Annotated in this window: 15 protein-coding genes and 1 pseudogene; 7 read left to right on the top strand and 9 right to left on the bottom strand. The window is 66.8% G+C overall.

What is annotated here, in order from left to right; genetic code table 11:
* Positions 1–10 precede the first annotated feature (10 nt).
* Positions 11–2,278, top strand: a complete 2,268-nt coding sequence (locus AB4Z47_RS00620) for a hypothetical protein (protein WP_441947340.1) — start codon at positions 11–13, stop codon at positions 2,276–2,278.
* A 162-nt stretch (positions 2,279–2,440) separates the two neighbouring features.
* A complete protein-coding gene (locus tag AB4Z47_RS00625) occupies positions 2,441–2,950 on the top strand; it encodes a hypothetical protein (RefSeq protein WP_441947341.1) in 510 nt (169 codons plus the stop codon).
* Between the two features lie 807 nt (positions 2,951–3,757).
* Here AB4Z47_RS00625 and AB4Z47_RS00630 read toward each other — a convergent pair.
* Positions 3,758–5,365 (bottom strand): annotated as a pseudogene (locus tag AB4Z47_RS00630) (protein phosphatase 2C domain-containing protein); the annotation flags it as partial.
* A 69-nt stretch (positions 5,366–5,434) separates the two neighbouring features.
* Here AB4Z47_RS00630 and AB4Z47_RS00635 point away from each other — a divergent pair.
* A complete protein-coding gene (locus AB4Z47_RS00635; protein ID WP_441947342.1) occupies positions 5,435–6,214 on the top strand; it encodes a hypothetical protein in 780 nt (259 codons plus the stop codon).
* Between the two features lie 2,253 nt (positions 6,215–8,467).
* Positions 8,468–8,713, top strand: coding sequence for a hypothetical protein (locus tag AB4Z47_RS00640; protein WP_441947343.1), 246 nt, complete (start codon positions 8,468–8,470; stop codon positions 8,711–8,713).
* A 567-nt stretch (positions 8,714–9,280) separates the two neighbouring features.
* On the opposite strand, the gene AB4Z47_RS00645 is transcribed toward AB4Z47_RS00640, so the two are convergent.
* The 3 genes from AB4Z47_RS00645 to AB4Z47_RS00655 are packed head-to-tail and all read right to left on the bottom strand — an operon-like array spanning position 9,281 to position 11,684.
* Positions 9,281–9,787 (bottom strand): YbaB/EbfC family nucleoid-associated protein, encoded by a 507-nt coding sequence (locus tag AB4Z47_RS00645; protein ID WP_441947166.1) that lies wholly within the window; start codon positions 9,785–9,787, stop codon positions 9,281–9,283.
* Positions 9,788–9,791: 4 nt separating this feature from the next.
* Positions 9,792–10,130, bottom strand: a complete 339-nt coding sequence (locus AB4Z47_RS00650) for a hypothetical protein (RefSeq protein ID WP_441947167.1) — start codon at positions 10,128–10,130, stop codon at positions 9,792–9,794.
* Between the two features lie 39 nt (positions 10,131–10,169).
* Entirely contained in the window at positions 10,170–11,684 is a 1,515-nt protein-coding gene (locus tag AB4Z47_RS00655; protein ID WP_441947168.1) for a hypothetical protein, read from the bottom strand.
* A 312-nt stretch (positions 11,685–11,996) separates the two neighbouring features.
* Between AB4Z47_RS00655 and AB4Z47_RS00660 the strand changes: the two genes are divergently transcribed.
* Complete coding sequence (locus tag AB4Z47_RS00660; protein WP_441947170.1) at positions 11,997–12,191, top strand: TetR family transcriptional regulator; 195 nt, start codon at positions 11,997–11,999, stop codon at positions 12,189–12,191.
* 453 nt (positions 12,192–12,644) lie between these two features.
* Here AB4Z47_RS00660 and AB4Z47_RS00665 read toward each other — a convergent pair whose 3' ends face one another.
* The 3 genes from AB4Z47_RS00665 to AB4Z47_RS00675 form a co-directional block, all read right to left on the bottom strand.
* Positions 12,645–14,855, bottom strand: a complete 2,211-nt coding sequence (locus AB4Z47_RS00665; RefSeq protein WP_441947171.1) for a protein kinase domain-containing protein — start codon at positions 14,853–14,855, stop codon at positions 12,645–12,647.
* Positions 14,856–14,924: 69 nt separating this feature from the next.
* Positions 14,925–15,578, bottom strand: coding sequence for a response regulator (locus tag AB4Z47_RS00670; protein ID WP_441947327.1), 654 nt, complete (start codon positions 15,576–15,578; stop codon positions 14,925–14,927).
* 38 nt (positions 15,579–15,616) lie between these two features.
* Positions 15,617–16,939 carry a sensor histidine kinase gene (locus AB4Z47_RS00675; RefSeq protein WP_441947172.1) on the bottom strand — a complete coding sequence of 441 codons (1,323 nt, stop codon included), beginning with the start codon at positions 16,937–16,939 and terminating at the stop codon, positions 15,617–15,619.
* Positions 16,940–17,105: 166 nt separating this feature from the next.
* Here AB4Z47_RS00675 and AB4Z47_RS00680 point away from each other — a divergent pair, with 166 nt between their 5' ends.
* Entirely contained in the window at positions 17,106–17,426 is a 321-nt protein-coding gene (locus AB4Z47_RS00680) for a hypothetical protein (protein ID WP_441947174.1), read from the top strand.
* 181 nt (positions 17,427–17,607) lie between these two features.
* Here AB4Z47_RS00680 and AB4Z47_RS00685 read toward each other — a convergent pair whose 3' ends face one another.
* Positions 17,608–19,404 (bottom strand): protein kinase domain-containing protein, encoded by a 1,797-nt coding sequence (locus AB4Z47_RS00685; RefSeq protein ID WP_441947175.1) that lies wholly within the window; start codon positions 19,402–19,404, stop codon positions 17,608–17,610.
* A gap of 265 nt (positions 19,405–19,669) precedes the next feature.
* Here AB4Z47_RS00685 and AB4Z47_RS00690 point away from each other — a divergent pair, with 265 nt between their 5' ends.
* Entirely contained in the window at positions 19,670–20,575 is a 906-nt protein-coding gene (locus AB4Z47_RS00690; RefSeq protein ID WP_441947177.1) for a hypothetical protein, read from the top strand.
* A gap of 7 nt (positions 20,576–20,582) precedes the next feature.
* Here AB4Z47_RS00690 and AB4Z47_RS00695 read toward each other — a convergent pair whose 3' ends face one another.
* Positions 20,583–21,248: a response regulator gene (locus tag AB4Z47_RS00695; RefSeq protein WP_441947178.1), complete on the bottom strand. Its 666-nt coding sequence runs from the start codon at positions 21,246–21,248 to the stop codon at positions 20,583–20,585.
* Positions 21,249–21,379 lie beyond the last annotated feature (131 nt).

The following is a 21,379-nucleotide window of genomic DNA, read 5'->3' on the forward strand; positions in this document are numbered from 1 at the left end:
CGACCAGCTCGTGCCTGAATTCCTGCGCGAGCAGCACCACCGCCTCCGCGCCCGAACACCGCCGATCCCGGCTACGCACCACGACCGCATCAGCGATGTCGACATCCCCCACCGCGATCACCGGCTCGCCAAGCCGCAACAGCTGCACCGGCGGACGACCCGGCAACCGGGCCGCCTGCCGCTCCGCGGCCTCCACCAAGCTCAGCTCGTACTCGACGTCGCGACCCTGCACCCGCCGCCAGGCGAGTTCCTTGCGGTTGATCCGGTTACGCCACCGCGCCGGCAGGACGGCGATATCGGGTGCGCCCTCCACCAGGCCACCCCGAACCAGAACCCAACGCTGGTCGGCGTTCAATGCGTCGAAAAATTCAGCGACACTACCGAACTCACCCGCCAATTCCCACAGAACCTGCGCCAGCGCACGTTCCGCAGGAGTGGGCGCCTGCGGCAACGCCGGCCGCAATCCGATGTTGCCAACCTGCCGACCCGGCGACGAATTGTCGCCACCACCACCGGAGACGGTGCCGGCGGCATCGGGCGACGGCGGTTGCGGGGGCGTCGAAGCCGTCAGGCCATGCTGTCCAGCGTCCGGCGGCACGTTCGGCGTGGCCGGGGCAGGGGCGTCGGCCTCCGGCGGTGGAGCCGCCGCCGCGGCGGCGGCTCGTCGCTGTTGTCGCGCTTCGGCAACCGCGGCGATGAACTCGTCTATGGGAACGACGATGTCGGTTTGCCCGGCCAAGCCCAGCCGTCGTATTCCGCCGCGGAAGTCCCGGTCGGAGAACGGATAGATATCCAGTTCCACGACCGTGTCATCGGACCGGAATTGGTGCGACGCCGCCTCGACATTGATTTGGCCATCACGCAGGCGTGTCCCGTTCACACGCTCGTGGTAGCGCACACTCCAACCGATGGTTTCGATCGCCACGTCCTCGGGCGTACCAAGGTGGTTGAACGGGGCGAGGGCCTCGACCATCGGGAGGATCCGACGGGCTTCCACCGCGATCGTCAACTCCCCGTCCGGCGTCAACAACCGGACATGGGGCACCGGAGCGATCGCGGCGCCGAGCTGCCGCGGGAGCTGCGGCAATTCCCGAATCCCGAACCAGACCACCCGGTCCGGGCCGTCTTCCACCAGGTCGACACCGGACGCTGTCACCACCGGATCGTCGAACACACCCTCGGGCAAAGGCGCACCGTCGGCGCCCTCCACGGTCACCCGCAGCACCCGGTCGTGCCGAGCACCCGATATATCCACCGCCACCCGAACCTGGCGGCCTTGCATCAGTGCATGCCCGACCACCTCGACAAGCACCAAACCCGCGTCGTCGACTCGCTTCGCGGGCCAATCCGACAACTGTCCGCTGAGCCAATCCCACGCACGCGCGGCTGCCTCGTCCCGGCCGCGCGCACCGCCCTCCGCACACACCACCAGCTCCGCCCATGTATTCCCGACGGGATCACCTTCAGATGGTCGACCCAGCAACACCTGGCGGGTGGCGGCGGCGTAGCTTTTGGCTTCCTCGTAAGCTTGGGTTGCCGTTGTTTCTCGTTCTCGCCTGAGCAGTTTCTGGCCGAGTTCACGGGCCATTTCGGCGTTTTTGGCGCGGAGTTCGGGATTGTCGAGTGTCCATGCCGGGGGATACTGGTGCCCCTGGGCAGGGTCGCAGAATTTCGCATTCTCGATAAGCCTTCGAGCAAATGCCTGCATCACTGTATGCTCCGACGGCTCACCATCGATCATCGGCCGGTAATCGGCCAGCCGATCGATAATCGCAACGCCCTCTTCAACAGAACGAATACGCAGATTGTGGTCGGAGTCGGCCAGAGCCCTGCCGAGCACTCGGTCCGCAGGGTATCGCTCGGATGTGAGGTCTTCGAGGGCGAGGGCTATAAGGTCCAGCAGATAGGCTGGACTTGCGAGCGTCTGCAGATCGACGCCGGCGATCGCCTGGACAAGCGGATCCGAATCTCGTTCGCCGCGTTGGCCTTTGGTTTGTTCATCGAATGTCGTGCCGATGATCATGGCGTGAATACGGTCGGCCCTGACCGGGTCACAGCCGAGGGCCAACCCGTGGGCACGCGCCAGTGCGGCCGAGCGTGCTTCGTCGGTACCGCGGCCGTTGCCGTAGACGGAGTCGCTGTAGGTCTCGGCGACCACCGCATCCGCACATTCCTGCGGACTGGCGTCGATGGCGGCCAGATGCGTCAGCAGCAGGTCGACATCGTGCAGCAGGTCGAACCCGTTGTGATAGGTCGCGGGCACACGGTATTCGGCTAGCTCGCGATCTCCGATGATCTGGTTGGCCCGCCCGATCCTCGCATCGCCGTACAAGGTGGACACGATGTGCAAACCATTGGCCGCCAACCGAATCGCGATCTGCACGTCGGAATCATCGACTGCCACGCTCGATGACACGCTTCGAACAACAGCCTCGATCTGGTGAACCAGGACATCCGCAGACAGCGGGGGTTCGTCGGGATCGAGCAGGCGGCGCCGGATCGCGGCAGCATCGACCCGATCCTGCTCGGTATCACGCTCTTGCAACTGAGCGTAGATATCCGGCAACCCAGCCACATGCAACCCGCCGGGTGTACGCCAGGCGCGGCCGAGAACCTCGTGGTGCGACGATCCTTCCGCCACTCCCATCACCAGCGAATGGTTGCCGTTGACCAACCGGACGACACCATCCGCCGACTGCTGCTCCGACCACCCCGGCTGCTCACGCAGGGACCGGTAGGCGGCTTCGGGTACCGAAATGTCGAGTGCGGTACGCGGGGACGCGGGGACGCGGCCGAATGCGGCGTCGACGGCGGTGGACCCGAGCACCACACACTCGTCGGCAACCCGGTCACCGAGCACACGACGAATACCAGTCTCCCAGTCGGCACCGTGCTCATTGCGGGGCGGCTGAATCGCTTCGGCATCATCAGGTGTTTCAGGGTCTGGTGAAGCGTGTGGTGTGCCGGTGATATCGACATCGCCGAGCCGGTGTTCCTCGGGCGGCAACGCTGCGTCGGTGGCTTCCAGATCGGTGGCGATCGGATGCACCGGGTCGCCGTTGCGGTCGAATTCGATCACATGTGTGCGAGGCATATCCAACAGCAGCGCCAACTTCTCGTAACGCTGCTCCAGCGACACGTCGTCCACGCCGGACTGCGTCGCCTCCCGCAGCGAAGCCGACCAATTCGACAGTGCGGCAAGATAATCCGCGTCGTAATCGGTCCACTGCGCCGGCGACCGGTTACCGACCGTATCGAGCCATGACCAGAACCCGCTCAGCTGCTCAGTGAGCGCATGGAAATAGCGCGACGCGACATTCAACCGGGATTCCAAATCCGCGGGGAGCTCGTCACCGAGACGCTCCATCTCGGCGGCAAACCGGTCGGGCACCGCCAGATGTTCAGGGTTCGCCCCCGAGTACACGGCCATCCGCCACAGGTCAGCCCGGGCGCGCTCGTACTCGGCGGCCAGAACACGGTAGAGCCTCTGGAGCCCCACCTGAGTACGTGGGGCCGGCGGTCGCCTATGTGGCATCGATTCGGAGACAGCGCACGACACCAGGGCCAGCGTGATGTTGTCGTCCCCGCCATTGAGCAGTGCCCGGTTCAGCAACCGGGTGCCCATATCCCGCAGGTCGCTGTTGTGACCTCCATCCAGGACGATATCCATCTCGCCGGGCTCCGGGTTGCTACCCCACAGCCCGTCCGTGCTGACCAACACGATGTCGCTCGGCAGCACCTCACCGGATTTTGTATACCGCGGATTCACGGCATCGTCAGGCTCCGGCGGACCGACACCCTTGCCGAGCGCATGCAGGACGCCGCGGGTTTCGGAGTCCCGCAGCGCCTCACGCTGGGAAATCCCGTCGACCATCATCTGATACGCCACCCGCGTATGGTCTTCGCTCACCGCCACGGACTCACCCTCGGCCCGCAGCACCTGGACCCGGGTGTCGCCGACCCAGCCCGCCGTGTACTGACCGGGCCGGCCATCACGTCCGGGCTTGACCATGACCGCGGCGATCGTGGTCTGGGGTGGGGTGGGGTGGTCCGCGTTTTCAGCCAGCGCCGCCACTTCGGCCTGCGCGGCGTCGATCGCCCGCCGCATTGCCCGATCTGCCTGTTCCTCGGTGAAACCCCCCTGCTCTTGGAACACGAAAAAGGCCAGGTGGGCACGGACGGTCTGGGCGGCAATCCGCGCGGCACGATGACCGTCCGTCGACCTCGACACCCCGTCACACACCACCGAGATCCGGATCGGGCCCTCCGCGGTGTCGACCACCTCCGAGTCCATCCAGTCCCGGTTGTGCTGTTTGTTCGCGTTCGCGCCCTTGTCGCTGACTCCGAAGATCGATCCCAGGTCGGTGTCGAAATGGTCGACCGGATCGGTGGAATCGCCGGCGGTCATGGTGTCTTCGGGCAGGGAGATGGGGCCCCACCCGCCGTCCAGCTCGGCGACCGGGCGGAGCGCAGCATCGCCGGCCAGCCGCAGCACGGCCACATGCAGACGCTGCGTGGCTTCGTCCAAGCGCTGAGTCGACGCGGCCCCATCTGCCTCGCTGCCCACATCTACGGCCGTCTGCATGGTGTCGTGGGTGGCCTGCCACTGCGCCACCGCGGCGCCATAGTCCAGCAGCCGTTGCCGCTGCTGCGGGGAAATCCCGTCCGGCGTATCCGCACCCAACAGATCAACGAATGCGCCGACTCGCCGCTCCGCCGCCCGGTAGCGGGCAACCGCCGACCGGGCTGCCCTCCGAATCAGCCGTTCCCGCGGACCTGGCCCATCGTCTTCGGGGCGCTCCGCCAAGCCGTCTTCGTAGCTCTCCTCGTCCAGCTGACGAGCGTCCCGGACTCGCCCGGCCACGTCTGTCATGGCCCGGCGCGCAGCGTGATAGGTGACCAAGTTGGCCAGCCCCGCCTGCAGCTGCGCCGCTTCGAAATCCGGCATGGACAGCGCCGGGCGAGTAGCGTCGTCGACACCCAAGGCTTCCATGTCCTGGCGTGCGGAGTGCAGCTGCGCGGTCAACTGGGACACCATCTCGGTCAATCCGCGTGCCTCCGCACGGATCTGCGCGGCGTCCTGGTCCCGCGTCGACTGCATGAACGAATCCGAGATACGGGACACCCGTTTCTCGGCTGCCCGCATCCGCTCGGTCAGCACGTGGTGCCGTTTGACCGCAGCTTCCAGCTGCCGCAGCTGTGCAGCGGGCACACCCTCGCTGCGCAATCGGGTCAGCTCGGCTTCGAAATCCGTCGACAGCAGCTGATGCGACCGTGCCTGCGGGATCTGCCTGGCGAAAGTCTCCAGGTCCCGCAACGACGAGACCCACGCCTGCACCCTGGTGGCGTGCGCGTGGCGCAGCATTTGCTGCTGCGATGAGCCGCCCTGCTGCAGCGCGGCGAATGTCTGTAATGCGCTGTCGAGTTCGTGGTAGTGCGGCACCACCGCACGCAACCGGTCCCGGGCGTCGAGGATCTGCTGTATGTCCGCCCCGGACGTGTCATCGGCGACGGTCACCCCGCCCAGGTTGCCCAGTGTGTTCGCGAACCGGGCAGGGTCTCGCAGAGCGTCGAGCTGCGGCGGTGTCAGAAGTGCCGCATCCGCCGCGTCGGCCAATTCGTCGAGCGCACGGATGCGTTCGGCGCGCAGCACGTCCAGCGGCCGCCTCCGCTGCGCCTCGAAATCACGCGTCAGCAGGTCGTCGAGGAAACGCTGCGCCCGCTTCTTCTCTTCGTCGTCGTCGTTGTCGGCGCCCGATCCGGCGGCCAGCGGATCCACCATGGAACCGTCGGGACGAATCTTCAGGAGCCATCTGTTTTTCTTGCGTCGCAGGCCGTTCGGAGGATTGGTGGGATCGAAGACTTCCGGCCCTTCCTGGGCCGGGTCGTCGACCATCACCACGCCGTTGTCCATGTACAACACGACTCCGTGGCCGATCACCCCATGCTCGTCCGCTTCGGCAAAGGCGTAAACCGTGATCATCGTGCCGCCTTCGCCCAGCTCCTCGACCTGTTCGGCGAGATGCTCCTCGGGCGAGACCTGCCGCCACTGCGACTTTTCCTGCTGCCTACGGGTGGCGGCCAAGGCCCGCAACCGCTCCCGCTCGGAATCCGCCCGCTCGGCCAGCTGCTCCGCGTGCTCGGCGGCGACCTCCTGCTCCCGCTGCAACCGCTCGTTTTCCGCCCGATCCAACCGGGCGAGTCGCTCATGTAGATCTCCCAGTCGAATTCGCCGCTGCCGCTGCAGATTTGCCAGGCCGTCGATATCCTGCTGCAGCTGCAGATCGCGCTGCTCCGCATCCGCCCGCAGTTGCTGCTCACGCTGATCCAATGTCCGCAAGGCATCCGCGTCCGGCTCCGAAGTGACCGGAGTCTGCGTTTCCGGATCGGCGTGCGACGGCGGGTTCTGCGGCATGTGCCGTTGCGATTCCACGTCCAACAGCTGCGAACGCAACCGGTCCTGCATATCCTCCTGTCGCTGCCGTAGATCGGACAGGTCCGCATCCGTGGCCTGCACCTGCTGCGACAGCAGCTGCTCCTGTCCCGTGAGCCGTTGCCGGACTTTGTTCATTCGTTCGATGCGTTTCTCGGCGCGCTTACGTACCGCGCTCACAATCCCGTGGCCCATGCCCGACAGCCGCTCGTGCTCCCTGTCGGCCTCCAGCCGCAACCGCATCGACTCCTGCCGCGGCGTAACCCCCCGCCTGCTACCGGACTCCACCAAGTGGCCACCCATATGGTTCTCCAGGTCTTGGGTGGAAGTGCCGCTCAAGCCCACATGCCCCATCGGGGTGACATTCGCACCCGGGTGCCGAGCTTTGACCTTGGCCACCAGCTGCGGAACGCACTGGTTGGTCATGTCGAACTCGTCGACGTTACCGTCCGAACCCCCCTGCGGCTCCAGGGTTTCGGGCTCATCGTCGGAATCCGCGACGACGGCCAGGTCGTTGTCGGCATCCGTATTCGACCGCGTGTCGTCGTCCGTGGCTATATCCGAATCGGCTTGCGAATCAGGCATTTCCGGATCGTCCACACCGGAACGAGTGCTTCCGGTGTTGCGGACACCATCGAAGTTCGTTTCGGTTTCCTCATCCAGCGTGGTTCGGTTCCGGGATGTGTCCGTGTCGGCGTGATCCGCCCGCCGCGGCGTAGGCTCCCGGTCGGCCGACGCCGCATCGGGAGCGTCGGTTCCGTCCTGTGCAGTCGATTCCGGCGTCTGCTGCGGCTGTGTGGGATCGGCGCTGTCCGCCTGCGGCGACATCGGCGACCGGGCCGGGCCGTCTTCATCCTGCGGTGCGGCAACCTGTTGCGTGTCGGCAGCACTGTCCGCGTTCGGGATCTCCATACGCTGCGCCCCGGCGCCTGTGCGCTCTGCTTCGGCGTCCGCGGAAGCGGCGACAACACCGTCGCCCAACGCGGCAGCCGGTGCAACTCCGGCTGTCTGGGGGTCTTCCCTGCTGTGCGGTGACCTCGCGGCGGTGTGGCGTTGCCCTTGGGCCGGTGACGAGGTGGTGCCACGGGCACTCGAGGCACCGCTGGGTCGTCCCGCCGGACCGGCACCATCGGCCGCCGGGGTCGCCCCGCCAGGTCTCGCGGGGCTGGAATCGGGGATTGCCGGACTGGTCCAGCCCGAATTATCCTGTGCCGCATTACCGGTCGACGGCGAGACGGTGGCGGTCGCGTTTGTCCCGCCTGCTGCACCGGCGTGGGATGTGTCGGAAGCGGTGTCGCTCGCCACACCGGAAGCGGCTGTCCCGGGCGTGACTGATCCTGGGGACGCCGTCGACGCCCCCGGGGCATCGGACACGCCGGGGCTCGCCACGGGCGCCCCAGCCGGGCTCATCGTGGACGTCGCGTCGCTGGAACCCGCACCTGCCGTAGTGGAACCGACTCCGGCAGCGTTCGAAGCACCGGCGTCCGCGGAACCGCCAGCTCGACCGTCCGGCGCGGCCCCCACCATCGCATCAACGCTTCCCGCACCCTGCGCCCCGCCGGAACCCTGGTTCCTCGCTGTACCGTTGCCAGTTCCCGAGGCATCGGCGGTGCCAGCCGCACCGTTTGTAGCGGTCGCTGCAGTCGTCCCGTCCCCATTTCCGGTTCCGGGAGCAGTCCCGTTCCCGCTACCGCTCCCCGGTGCACTCGGCCCGGGTCCCGGGGCGGTGCCGTCACCGGCCTCAGGCTCGGGCCCCTGCCGGCCGACCAGGAAGTAGTCTCGCTGGGTCATCGGTGCACCGGAGTAGTCCCCGCCGCCGTGCCAGCCGTAGTACATGCTGGGCCCGATACCACCGAGGATCCCACCGGTGAGCGAGCGCGGGTCCAGCTCCCAGTTCCCCGTGCTCAATCCGGTCGCCCCCCAGGCCGCAAGCGCACCCGCCAAACCAGCGCCCGCACCGACGATCGCACCGCGGCCCAGCCCACCCCATCGGTTGGGTTGCCACGGCAGCCCCCGCACCGCGTGGTGCAGCCCGTGCCCGGCGCCACCACCCACCGCTCCGGCGACCCCAGAGATCCAGGCATTCTGCCAGAGGGCACCCAAGTTCCAGCCGTCTTGGTAGTCCATCTTCTGCAGCGCCAACTGCACCACGGCTTCCTGGGTGGTGCCCTGGAAGATTTCGACGAGCCCTTCTTGGATCATCTCGTAGACGACCTTGGCGGTGATATTGCGCACTACCGCATTGGCGATCACTCGGCTCAACAGCGATTCGATCGCTGATGTCAACCGACTGGCGATGATCCGGAACTGCATCTGCGCATAGGAAATCGCCGCGATTTCGATACTGGGACCGACCGGCCCCATCAACACAGCCCACGCCAATTCCCCCGCCAACCAGGCCAAACTGATGGCCCCATTCAGTTTGGCGGACACAATCTGGCCGCCGAAACTGTGAATCCCGTCCGCCAGATTACCGTAACCCTCGGCCAGCTCCTCGGCCTGTGCCCGAAGATCCTTCAAACCCTTGATAATCGCGTCACGGCCGACGCCTTCTTTATAGGAAGTCTCGACCTTGTGGATCACAGCGGCGATCTTCGGCTGCTCCTGTTCCATGATCTGCTTCTGCAGGTCTTGGAATCCGGTCTTCATCACATCGGCAAAATCCTCGTTGCCGATAGGAATCTCCGAGCCGGCCACATAGCCGAGCACCCAGGCGAGATCTGCAGGTGGAAACGGAATAGCCACGTCAGCTCAAACGTTTTCCGGTGCCGCACCACGCCCGTGTCGTCGAACCGGGTTTTCCCTGTTCGACGACTGTTCACCGACCGTGGCACTCGATCGCAAAGGTCACCACCCGGATTCGGTAACCCGGGAACCCCGATGGTGGTCGACATCCTCGACGTCACTGAACTTCATCACCGACTCGTCCACCTCCGCGTCGAAAGCCGCGCGTTCGACCGAACCCGGTGCAGCGGTGGGCACTTCCGGTTCCGCCGGCATCCGGAATTCCGGTACGCCCTCGAGCACCTCCGACAGTTTCGGCCGATCGGCCCGCTCGGCCAGGAGCGGTTGCGCCAACTCCGCTGCGCGGCAGGCGACTTCTTCGGACGCTTTCTGCGCGGCCTCGGTCACCGCCGCTGCGATCTCCCGGTAGCTCAGTTCGTCGACATCATCGGCGAATACCGTCGCAATGACCACACCGTTGGCGTTCACGGTCACGGTGACCTTCTTGTCTCGCACCGATGCGGTCCCGGTCAACCGGGCGCGCTGCTGTTGCAGCCAAGCGACAAGTTGCATCTGCCGCTGGTAACTCTCTATCGCCGACGCTGCCGCGTCGGAATATTGCGCAGACATAAATTCAGACAGTTCGACGGATGTTCTCGGCCGATGCCTGCTCGGTCCTGTTGAACAGTGCTTTGACGCCGGTCTCACCCCCGATTTTTTCGGCGTATTGCCGGAATGACTCGGATATGGCACCCGTGCCGTGTTCAGCCGATTCGCAGTTCGTCCGAAATCCCTTTTCACCGTCGGTGAATTTATGGCCGAAGTGATCATCGCCACATGCCTTGGTCATCTGCGCCATGATGTCCGTCGTGCTGTTGGATATCTGAACGAAATCGCGGTGGAGCTCATCGAGCAAACTGGCCGCGCAGTGCAGGCTACCGTCGTCGCAATCAATGTCAACGTTTCGTGGCATTACGGATCCTCGTCTTTCTCTGCGCTGTAATATGCATCTTTATACCCATGCTCCATGACGCCCTTGAAAGCGCCGCTCGAAGCTCTCGACGAACGTGGTCGGYGCGATCGASGAMGASGARTGYTCCARCACMCCGTCATCSGCGATRTAGAAAATGGCSCGRCCGATCGCGATCTCSCCSCGCGGCACCGGCACATACACCATCCASCCRCARCTGAACCGSTCGSCRACCARYTGATCCARCGGATAMCCKGTSGTGTCCARACCACGRCCCTCGATRTAGCTGCGTACCCGGAAGACGGCCTCCGCCTCGTGCATCTGCTGCGGCAGCGACGCCACCACACCGGCCAGCGTCAGCTGATACATCGCACCGTCGACATCGAACCCGTCGTCGCCGAACAAGTTCACCACCGTCTCCCGGGTGATTACCCCCACCTCGGCAGCCGACACCAAAGCCGCTGCGGCGGCACACTGTTCAGCACTCGGTGGCCGCGCGGCCAAACCCGCCACAATGCCGACCACGGTATTCGCGGTCCACACTCCAGGCAGGGCAGTGGCACACTGTTGCACCGACGGGGACTCACCCCGATACCAGCGGCCACCCTCCCACCAGTAGACGAACGACATCAACCCGGTCGCCGCACGCGGGTTCAACACCGAGTCCGAAACCCAATCCGGCGCCCCCGCATAGAACTTCGGCATCTCGGCACCATCGTTGTAGGTTGCGACCAAGTTGGGAGACTCCCACACTCCACCCGACAGCACCGCCCGATCGCCGGGCAGCACACACAGCGTCGAACCATTGCGGCTGGAAGCCTCGAACAAGCCTACGGACGGCAGTACCCAAGGACCGTGGTCGGACCTGGCTGCGGCAGACGCGGCGGCGATGCACGCCCAGCGGGCCCACATCTGCGGGAAGTCCGGAAATTCGTTCTCCACCAGCACCGGCCACACCTTCGCGGCCCGCGCGGCCCGGGCATCCCGTGCCGCCTCCTGTGGAGTGCGCCTCTGCCGGTCGCCATGCTTGATATGTGCCGCCAGCCATACCGGCAGCGTCTCACGCGGATACTCTTCCAGGTCGGCGAGATAGGCCTCCGGCTCGAGCAACTGCCCGTCCGGGAACGGCTCTTTACCGAAGTCGTAATCGACCTCGAACTCCCCCTCGGCGCTCAGGCGCACCAGCATCCGCCACCACGGCTCGCTAACCAACTCGGCAACCAGCGCCCGCTGCTCCCGCACCTTCTCCAGCACCAGCGCGGGGGGCTTCGCCCGCATCGAACGTTCCCCGTCGGTGTAGACGACCTCGGCCAGCCCGGTGGCGGTGGTCAACACGAACACCGCATCCAACTGCCGCCACCAGGAGGGCCCGGCCTCACCCAGCGCATCAGCGATCTGCCGCGCCGACGCCCCGTCCCGACTGTCGTCAGCGCCCCCATCCCCCTCTGCGCCAGGCTGGGCGGCACTGTCGGAACCGTCCGGTGCCATGCTGAAACCGATGTCGGGTGTTTCGTTGCACTTGTCAGCGCCGCTCGGGTCCTTGTTCCGGTCGCTCATGGTCCGCCTCCGCCAACGATCGTCAAGCCGCCCTACTTCTAATTGCGAACATTGTCCGCAGCTGCTCGCAGCATAGACGTCTGCGAACTATGTTCGCAACTATTCGACAGTGGCATCATTCCCCATGTGACGTACGCCATTCCCCGTGCGACGTATGCCCCGACGTCGTTGCGGTTGCGAAGCGACGACCGCAAACCGGGACCGCACCCCAGAACGGAACCCACCCCTGCAGGCCACAGATACGGCGGGTCATAGGTTTGTCTTCGTCGAAGGAATGTTGCCACTGTCCACATCTGATGGAAGAGAATGCAAATGACGTCAACAGCGGAACGCAAGGCCTATCACCACGGAGACTTACGACGGGCCCTGATCGACGCCGGACGGGCACTCGTCCAACAGGACGGAGTCGCAGGACTGACGCTGCGGGCCGCCGCAGGACGAGCAGGCGTGTCTGCAGCGGCGCCCTACCGACACTTCGCCACAAGGAGGCACTGCTCGCCGCGGTGATGGCAAAGGGGTACGACGAGCTGAGGGAAGCCATCTCCACACAGGTTCAGCGGCCATCGTCGCCACCGGCGAAATCGCCGCCGAAGGTGTGCAATCCCTGTCACTGCGCATCCGCACCAACCTGAGCTGGGCCGCCGCACCCCAGTTCAGCGTGCACTGGTTGCGCCACACCACCCTGACATGGATCGAGCGCGAATTCGGCGTCGCCATCGCCCATGCCTACGCCGGACACCAGCAGAAGCACAGCACGCGCCGGTGCCACGTTCACCTACGCCGCCCCCAGCATCGTCGAGATCGCCGAAGCGCTCTCAGCGCTGACCGGAGAACCGCACCCGCTGGCTCGGGACCACCGGCATCCGCTGGCCCCGAGATAGCGTGGACGCACAGAGATCGAATGCAGTAAGTTTTCTCCTATGGACACGAATTCATTCCGTGTTCGCTGCGGTTGCGGTGTCAGTAGACGTACACCACCGCGTTCTCGCCGCCACTGCACGTGACGACCTGGCCTCTGGCCTGGCAATTCATCGTGTAACTCTGGCCGGTGACCGGACTGGTCGCCACCACTGCGCGCGACGCGTCGCGCGCGGCATTCTGCGCTGGTCCGAGTTCGGCGTAGGCCCTTCGCACTTCTTCGGCGAACGCGCAACTGGTCACAGCGGTGCCCGTGGCCGACTGGGTGAACGCACCGGGGACCGACTGGCCCTGGCCGCACGGACTGGCGCCCGCGGGCAGCGTAACCGGCGTCGGCTTGGCCGAGGTGGACGTGACGGACGGAGCGGCGGACGAGCTGACCGGGGACCGGCCGCCTGTGCTCGCCGTCGGTACCACGAGCGCCTCGGATTCGCGGGCGGCGGAGGTCGTCACGGAGCCGCCGGAGCCGAACACCTGCCAGCCGATCGCGCCGCTGATGGCGAGCACAGCGATGGCGAGAACGGCGACCATGATGGGCCGCGCGATGGAGCGGCTCCTGCGCGGCGGGTAGTAAGGGTCCTGGTCGTCCTCGTCGTAGCCGTCCCCCGGATCGTCGCGATGGGGCGGGTAGTCGGTACGCGCCGGATAATCGCCTTGCGGCGGGTAGTCGGTGCGCGTGGCACGACCATCCCGCACCGGATGCGTCGCCGGCGTCAGGTACTCGGTCGGTGGTGAATAGGCCGGTGCGGCTGGGCCCCGTGGGTCGGGCGAGCTCGGTGCGAGTGCCCGATCCGCATACTGCCTGGTCTCCGGATAGTTCTCTGCCCCAGGATGCGGTGGTGTCTCGGAGAACGCGGAGTAGGTCGATGTCTGCGAATACGCCAGCGACGGAGTCTCGGAATATGCCTGCGACGAGGACTCGGAATACGTCTCCGGCGAGGACTCGGAATACGTCTCCGACGAGGACTCCGAATACGTCTCCGACGAGCCAGACTCCGAATACGGCCGCGACAAGGACTCGGAATACGTCCCCGAGTAAGCCTGCCGTGCGACCTCCGGATATCCCTGCGTCGGTTGCCCCGGATACGCCTGTAGCGGAGCGTGTCCCGTCGGCTGCGCGTACGCCTGGGTCTCCGGGTACAGGTGCGCGTCCGGGAAGGGTCGCATCGGAGGCAGTCCCACCGCGGGCGTGTACGCCGCGGGTGCCCTGAACGGTGTCGACGGTGGCTCGTCCGGCGACGGAAGCGGCGTGAACTGGGTTTCCGTTGGCCGCACCACCGTCGGCCCACTCGGATGGATCACCGCCGAAAGCGACAGCTCCCCCGTCGACTCCGGCGGTACGACACCACGCACGGTCGGATCCCCGGGACGCTGCGCCGAGGCGGGCGCGCGCACCACCAGTGTCGGCGCGGCCGGTGCCGCCTCGCCGAGGGCGGAACGAGCGGCCCTGGCCAGCGCGGTCGCGGTCGGAAAGCGGTCGTCCGGGTCTTTGGCCATGCCGCGGTTGATCACCGCGTCCAACGCGGCCGGAATGCCGCTGGCCTGCGCGCTCGGTCGCGGCGGGGGATCGGAAAGATGCGACTTGATCAGCACATTCATGCTGGCCGCCGGAAACGGCGTTGCTCCGGTCAGGCATTCGTGCAGTACACAGGCCAGCGAGTAGATGTCCGCGCGCCCGGTCACCGGCCCGACGTCGAAACGTTCCGGGGCCATATAGATGTAGGAGCCGATGGCCATGCCGACCAGGGTTACCGCGCTGTCGCCCTCGGTATGCGCGATACCGAAATCGGCGAGGTAGGCGAAATCCGAGTCTGTGACCAGGATGTTCGCCGGCTTCACGTCGCGGTGCACCAGGTTGGCCGCGTGCGCGGCGTCCAGCGCGGAGGCGATCTGCTCGATGATGCCGACGGCGCGAGCGGGACTCAGCGGCCCGTGGCCGCGCAGGATGGTGCGGAGGTCGACGCCGTGGACCAGCCGCATGTCGATGAACAGCACACCGTCGACCACACCCCAGTCGTGGATCGGGATGACGTGCGGTTCGGCCAGCCGCGCGGCAGCCTGCGACTCACGCCGGAAACGCAGCTGGTACATCGGATCCTTGGCGAGCTCTTCCGACAGCAGTTTGACCGCGACCACCCGGTCTTTCACCGTGTCATAGGCCTCGTAGACCTCGCTCATACCCCCCTTGCCCAGCAACGACCGCAGTTCGTACGACCCGAACCGGGTCCCGGTTCTCGGCCCAGCTTCCTGCACTCGTCATCCTCCACATCCTGGCGGGGATCGCACACCGGAATCACGTGATTCGCGACCGAAGCCTGCCCGTCACAGTGTGGATTCTCCGGGTGTCACCACCCCGTGGTCAAACGCGAACACGATCGCCGCGGCTCGATCCCGCAGCTCGAGCTTGCCGAATATATGTCCGACATGGCTTTTCACGGTAACTTCCGAGATGACGAGTTCGCGGGCGATTTCGGCATTCACCCTGCCGCGCCCGATCAGCTCGAGCACCTCGTACTCGCGGGCGGTCAGTTCGGAAAGACGAGCGTCGGACCTGGTAGGCGCCGGCCGCACCGTTCGGTAAGCCGACAGCACGCGACCGGTGACCGACGGATCCAGCCAGGCGCCGCCGCCCGCGACCATCCGCACCGCGCGGATGAGGTCCTCGGCGGGTGAGTCCTTGAGGATGAATCCCGCCGCGCCCGCCCGCAGTGCACCGGACAGCAGCTGGTCGTCGTCGAAGGTGGTGAGCACCAGCACCGGCGGAGCGGAGTCGTGTGTCCGCAGCGCCTGGGTGGCGTCGATGCCGCCGACCCGTTTCATGCGGAGATCCATCAGCACCACATCGGGACGAGACTCTGCGACGGCGGCGGGCACCTCGTCACCATCGGCGCATTCGGTCACCACGAATCCGTCGCGGCGGCGCAGGATGCGGCGCAGTCCGCCGCGCACGAGCTCCTGGTCGTCCACTACGAGCACGGCGACGGCGTCCACACCGGTCGCGGGCGATGTCACGGTCACGAACCCTCCCGTGCTGTCGTCGAGCCGCCGTGCACGATGCTGGGCAGCAACGGGCAGGATGATCCGCTCCGGCCGGGCGCCAGTGGAATACCGGCGCGCACCGCCCAGCCCTCGTCGAACGGGCCGACCGTCATGCGGCCGCCGAGCAGTTCGGCGCGCTGCCGCATACCGGTCACTCCCATGCCCGCGCCGCGCTGCGCGGGCAGCCCGGCCGGCAGCGTGTTCTCCACTGTCAGCGTCACCTCGGCGGCGTCCACCGCGAGCCGCACCGCCGCGGACGCGCCGTGACCGTGTTTGACGACGTTCGCCAACGACTCCTGCCCGATCCGGTACAGCGCGAGTCCGACCGCAGGCGACACGACGCCGAGGTCGCCGTCGCACTCGTAGCGCACATCCAGCCCGGCCCGCACGAAATCGCCGACCAGATCCTCGATGTCCTCCACGCCCGGCTCGGGGACCATTTTCCCCGGCCGCGCGTCGAGCAGCCCGACGGTGCGGCGGATATCTGCCATCGCCTGCCTGCCGAGCCGCTCGGCATCGGTCAGCGCCTCCACCGCCTCGTCGACGTCGCGGTCGGTCTGCAGCGCATGTCGCGCCGCGGTGAGATGCAAGAGGGTGACGCTCAGCGAGTGCGCGATCACATCGTGCACCTCGCGAGCGATCCGGCGGCGCTCCTCGTCGGCGGCCTGCGCGGCGCGGATATCCTGATAGCCGCGCTCCTGATAGAGGAAGCGGCGCTGATATTGCAGCATCAGCCCGGCCATCCAGCCGAACGCCACACCGACCAGATACGTCGGCAGCCCCTCGGGCATGTGACCGATCACGTCGAACGCCACCAGTTGCAGCATCATCGCGAGCGTGACCGGGACGCTGACCCGTTTCGGCGCTATCGCCGCGACCTCACCCGCGGCCGCGACCAGCACGAACGGCGCGAAGTCGCCGGCGACCGGCTGGGCTAGGAACAGGGCTGCGGCCGACATCGCCAGCAGTCCGAGCAACAGCGGCCGCGGCAGCACGCCGAGGAACGCGTACAACGGACCGAAGGCGCAGGTCAGCAGTAACGCGACGATCGGGAGCACCGTCGGGAAGTAATCGTGTCGCTGCACCGCCGCCGCGACCGCGACGACGAGCACGGCGATGTCGATGCTGATGATGATCGACGGCGGGTAGTCGAACGGCAACTGCTCGACGGTGCGCCGGAACGCGGCCACCGGATCGCGTCCGAATTCGGCACACCGCTGCCTGGTGTGCAGCAGTGCGGCCCGCACGCGCCCCGGCCGCGTACCGACAGCCGGATCGGAGACGCCGGTCACACCCATTCTGTAAGGCTAGCTGCCCCGTCCGGCCCGGTACATCGTTCCGCGAGCGGGCCGCTCCTCCTACCGGGGTCGGAGAAGTATTCGGGTCCCCGGCACGACGAAACCCGGCCATCACGTCCGTAGCGTCAGCTGTTGAGCTGTAGTCCACCGAAGGAAGGCGATGGCCATGACCTGGGAAGATCAGCACGCTCGCACCGACATCATGCACACCGTCCTGCGCCGAGCGGCGGTCGACCCGACCGGTCCCGACCTGTTCGCCGGGATACCGGATCTGGAGCGACTGTTCGGTGGCGAAGAGGGGCTGCTGCTCGCGCTGCGCTACCGGTGGAACATCCATCTCGACGCCAAACTGGACCAGGCGCTGGCCCAAGGCCAGGATGCGGTCGAGGCGTATCTCGAACTGGCCGACGAGCAGCCGGTGCTGCGGGCGGTGCTCGACGCACAGTATCGTCGCCGCCACCGCGCGTTGGAGGCCATGGCGCGGTAGCGCGCGACGAGAGGTCCGATCGTCCGGACCACGGCAGGCATCACCCGCTGGTTCCGCGCCCCCGGTGCGCTGGGTGCGACCACGCTGGAGCGCGCGCCGCGCCGCGTGTGGGCGACCGTGATGATCGCGTCGCCGCGACTGTCGGCATGAGCGGCGCCACGCACACCATAGCGCCCGTCTCCTACAGCGGCAGGCCGGTGAACCACGCCTTGAATTTCGGGGTGGTCAGACCGAATCCGGAGCTGGGCATGCTGTCGGTGAGCGTGACCTTGGCATACAGCAGGTAACTCGACCGGCCCGGGTCGTCGTGGAAATCGATGACGAGGTAGCCGTCCGGGAGCCCGCTGGATGTCCGCTGCCACCGGTAGGTCGAGTACGACCTTCCGTTGTTCTGTTCCGTTCCCGCGGTATTCGACGGCAGATCATGCACCGCTGCCTGCGCGTCCTGCGGCGACTCGAACGCGATGACGACGTAGTCGGGCTCGTTGATCGGAGTGCCCCAGCAGTTCCACGCCGTCGCCCATTTCAGGAAGTCGGGCACGTCGGAGTCGCTGGACACCTTGCCGCCGTTGTCGGCGGTGTCGAGGAAGCATGTCTTGCCGCGGTAACCCGGGCCGGAGCCGATGTTGTGTCTGACGTCGACGCCCTGCGGCAACAGCTTCGGGAACGCCTTCGCGAGCGTGCCGGGATCGGCAGGTCCCTGCGGCGCCTTGGTGGCGATGTCGAGGGGGGACGAGGGATTCGACAATCCGATCTTGGCGATGGCGATCCCGGCTGCCGCGAGCAGGACCACGACGGTCAGCACGATGACCACAATCAGGCCGGTGTTCGAGCGCCGTTCGGGCCGATAGCCGGGTGGCTGGTGCGGCGGATAGCCGCTCGGCGGCGGGGCACTCGATGGAAGAGGCTGTGCCGCATGGTAGTTCGGTGTCGATGCGGGATATCCCTCGGATGCCGGGAACTGTTGTCCGCCCGTGGGATTCGGTGTGTACTGCGGCGGCGCGGTGTAGGCGGGGCCGGACGCCGCGGCGACGTAGGACGGCGGACTCGACACCGTCCCGGGGTACACCGGATTCGCCTGCACCGGCTGCGCGATCACGGTCGGGGCGGGCGGCGATGGGTACGGCGACACGGGCAGAGCGGGCGCGGTCAGCGCCTGCCCTGCGGCTGTGGCGAATTCGACGCAGGACGCGTACCGCTCATCTGGACGCTTCGCCATCGCCTTCGAGATCACCGCGTCGAGTGCGGGTGAAAGACCCGGGCGTCTGGCCACGACCGAGGGCGGCGGCAGCTGGAGATGGCCGCGGATGATCTCGGCCGGTGCGGGGGAATCGAACGGGGCGACGCCGGTCAGCAACCAATACAGCGCGCACGCCAGCGAATACTGGTCGGAGCGGTGATCCAGGTGCGCGCCGGTCATCTGCTCCGGTGAGGCATAGGCGAGGGTCGCGGTGAACATGCCGGTCTGGGTCAGATGCGTGGAATCCTCACGCAGCCGGGCGATTCCGAAGTCGGTCAGGAAGACGCGTTCGCCGTGCCCGCCCACCGCGCGGGCCAGCATGATGTTCGCGGGCTTCACGTCCCGGTGCAAAACGCCCATCCCGTGCGCGTAATCCAGTGCCGCCGCGACACCCTCGACGATCTGCACGGACCGCTCCGCCGGCAGGCTCTGCGGGTTCACCGTCGCGGCATCGACGCCGTCGATGTACTGCATGGAGATCCACAGCTGCTCGTCCTCGGTGCCGCGGTCGTAGACCGCGACGATATTCGGATGGTCCAACTGCGCGGCCAGATCCGCCTCTCGCTCGAACCGCGCCCTGACCTCGGTGTCGGTGAACAACTCCCGGTTGAGCAGCTTGAGTGCCGTCTGCCGGGGCAGCCTGGGGTGGCGGGCCAGGTACACCGATCCCATGCCACCCCGTCCGAGCAGCTTCTCGATGGTGAACCCGGCGAACACCGCACCGCTGTCGAGCAACACGCCCCCTTCAGATGACCGCGACGGCCGGACGCGGGCGTCCGGGCGCTCCCTACAGATCCTCGAGCCTACCGGGTGACGCCGTGGCCACGGGGTTTCGAATTCTCTGGGAAGATCCGCAAAACTATGTACGAGACATCCTCGTCGCGACACCGTCCCCGTTGTGCGGCAATGATGTCTCTCGTCCGGTCACCGACCGGACGGGCACGATGAGCTATGCACCGCCGACGAACAGCGAGCATGCGTCACTGGTGGTGGGGAGGACTCGGTGGTGAGGTCGACGGGAACCGGTTTCGCATGGCGCTCGGTGCTGGGCACGGCCGCACTGGTGGTCTTGATCACCCTCGCCTCATGCTCCTTGTTTCCCAGAGACAAGTCCGCCGCCGAGGCGCCGACCGTGGTCGTCAACACCGCAGGAGCGTGGCGGCCGGGCTTGTCGGTGTCCATTCCCGACTCGCTTGCCGCCGACTTCACCCAGCTGCAGCCGCAACTGGCCGGACAGGTCGGCATGGCGATCATGCCCGTCGGCGGCGGCCGGATGACCGTCTTCGGCGACTGGGTCAGCGGCATCGCGTGGTCGACCATCAAGGTCCCGCTCGCGATCGCGGCACTGCGGCACGATCCGCAGGAAGGCATCGTCGAAGAGGCCCAGGCCGCCATCACAGTGTCGGACAACTACGCCGCGGAGATGCTGTGGGAGTCTCTCGGAGACGGTCTGGAGGCCGCCAAGGCGGTGCAAGACGTACTGGACGAGGCGGGCGACGCCACCACCGGCGTCGCGGGACCGCGGACCACGCTGGACTACCAGTCCTTCGGCGGCACCGAGTGGTCGCTGGCGAACCAGGTCCGGTTCGCGTCACGGCTGCCGTGCCTGCCCGAGACGTCCAAGGTGACCGAGCTGATGTCATCGATCACGCCCGAGCAGGCGTGGGGGCTCGGCGTGCTGCAGGGCACAGCATTCAAAGGCGGCTGGGGGCCGGACGATGAGACCGGCATCTACACCGCCCGCCAGTTCGGACTGGTGCCGGTCCACTCCGGGATGATCGCCGTCGCCATCGCGGCGCAGGCCGATTCGGGAAGTTTCGAGGACGCCACCACGATCCTGAGCCGGTTGGCGCAGCTGATCGGCCGTCATGTCACCAACCTGCACGGCGGGTCGTGCACGCCCCAGTGAGTCCAGCTCAGCCCGGAACGACCAGGCCGGATTCGTAGGCCAGCACCACCGCCTGCGCGCGGTCGCGCAGGTTCAGCTTCGAGAACACCTTGGACACATGGGTTTTCACGGTCTGCTCGGCCACGAAGAGACTTTCGGCGATCTCGGTGTTCGACATGCCCTTGGCGATCAGCTCGAGCACCTCCCGCTCGCGCGGGGTCAGCGAGGTGAGCGCAGGCGTCGGCTTCGCGCGGGCCGCGCTACGACGGCGGGTGACGTCGGCGATGAGCCTGCGGGTGACGGTCGGCGCGAGCAACGCCTGACCATCGGCGACGACGCGCACCGCGCGCACCAGCTCCTCGGCGGGCGCATCCTTCAGCAGGAACCCGCTGGCGCCGAGGCTGAGCGCCTCATAGACGTAGTCGTCGATGTCGAAGGTGGTGAGCATCAGCACCCGCACCGGAGGGTCGAAACCGGCGGACAGGATGGCACGGGCCGCGTCGAGCCCGTTCATCTCCGGCATCCGCACATCCATCAGCACCACGTCCGGGCGCAGCCGCTTGGCCTCGGTCACCGCGCCCTTCCCATCCGCCGCGTCGCCCACCACGCTGATGTCCGGCTGAGCCGCGAGCAGCGCTCCGAACCCCTGTCGAACCATCGCCTGGTCGTCGGCGATCAACACCGTAATTGCCATGTTGTGATTTTGGCCGCGGCTGCGCCGCAGCGTGTTCGCGGCCCCCTTATGGTTCGCGTTCGAGCGACCGCCGCTGGCGACTTCATCGCGGACGCGGCGACCGCTCGGAGGCGAGCCGGGCCGCGAACGAA

This window comes from Nocardia sp. 2TAF39 (genome assembly GCF_052114905.1).
Taxonomy (GTDB): Bacteria; Actinomycetota; Actinomycetes; order Mycobacteriales; family Mycobacteriaceae; genus Nocardia.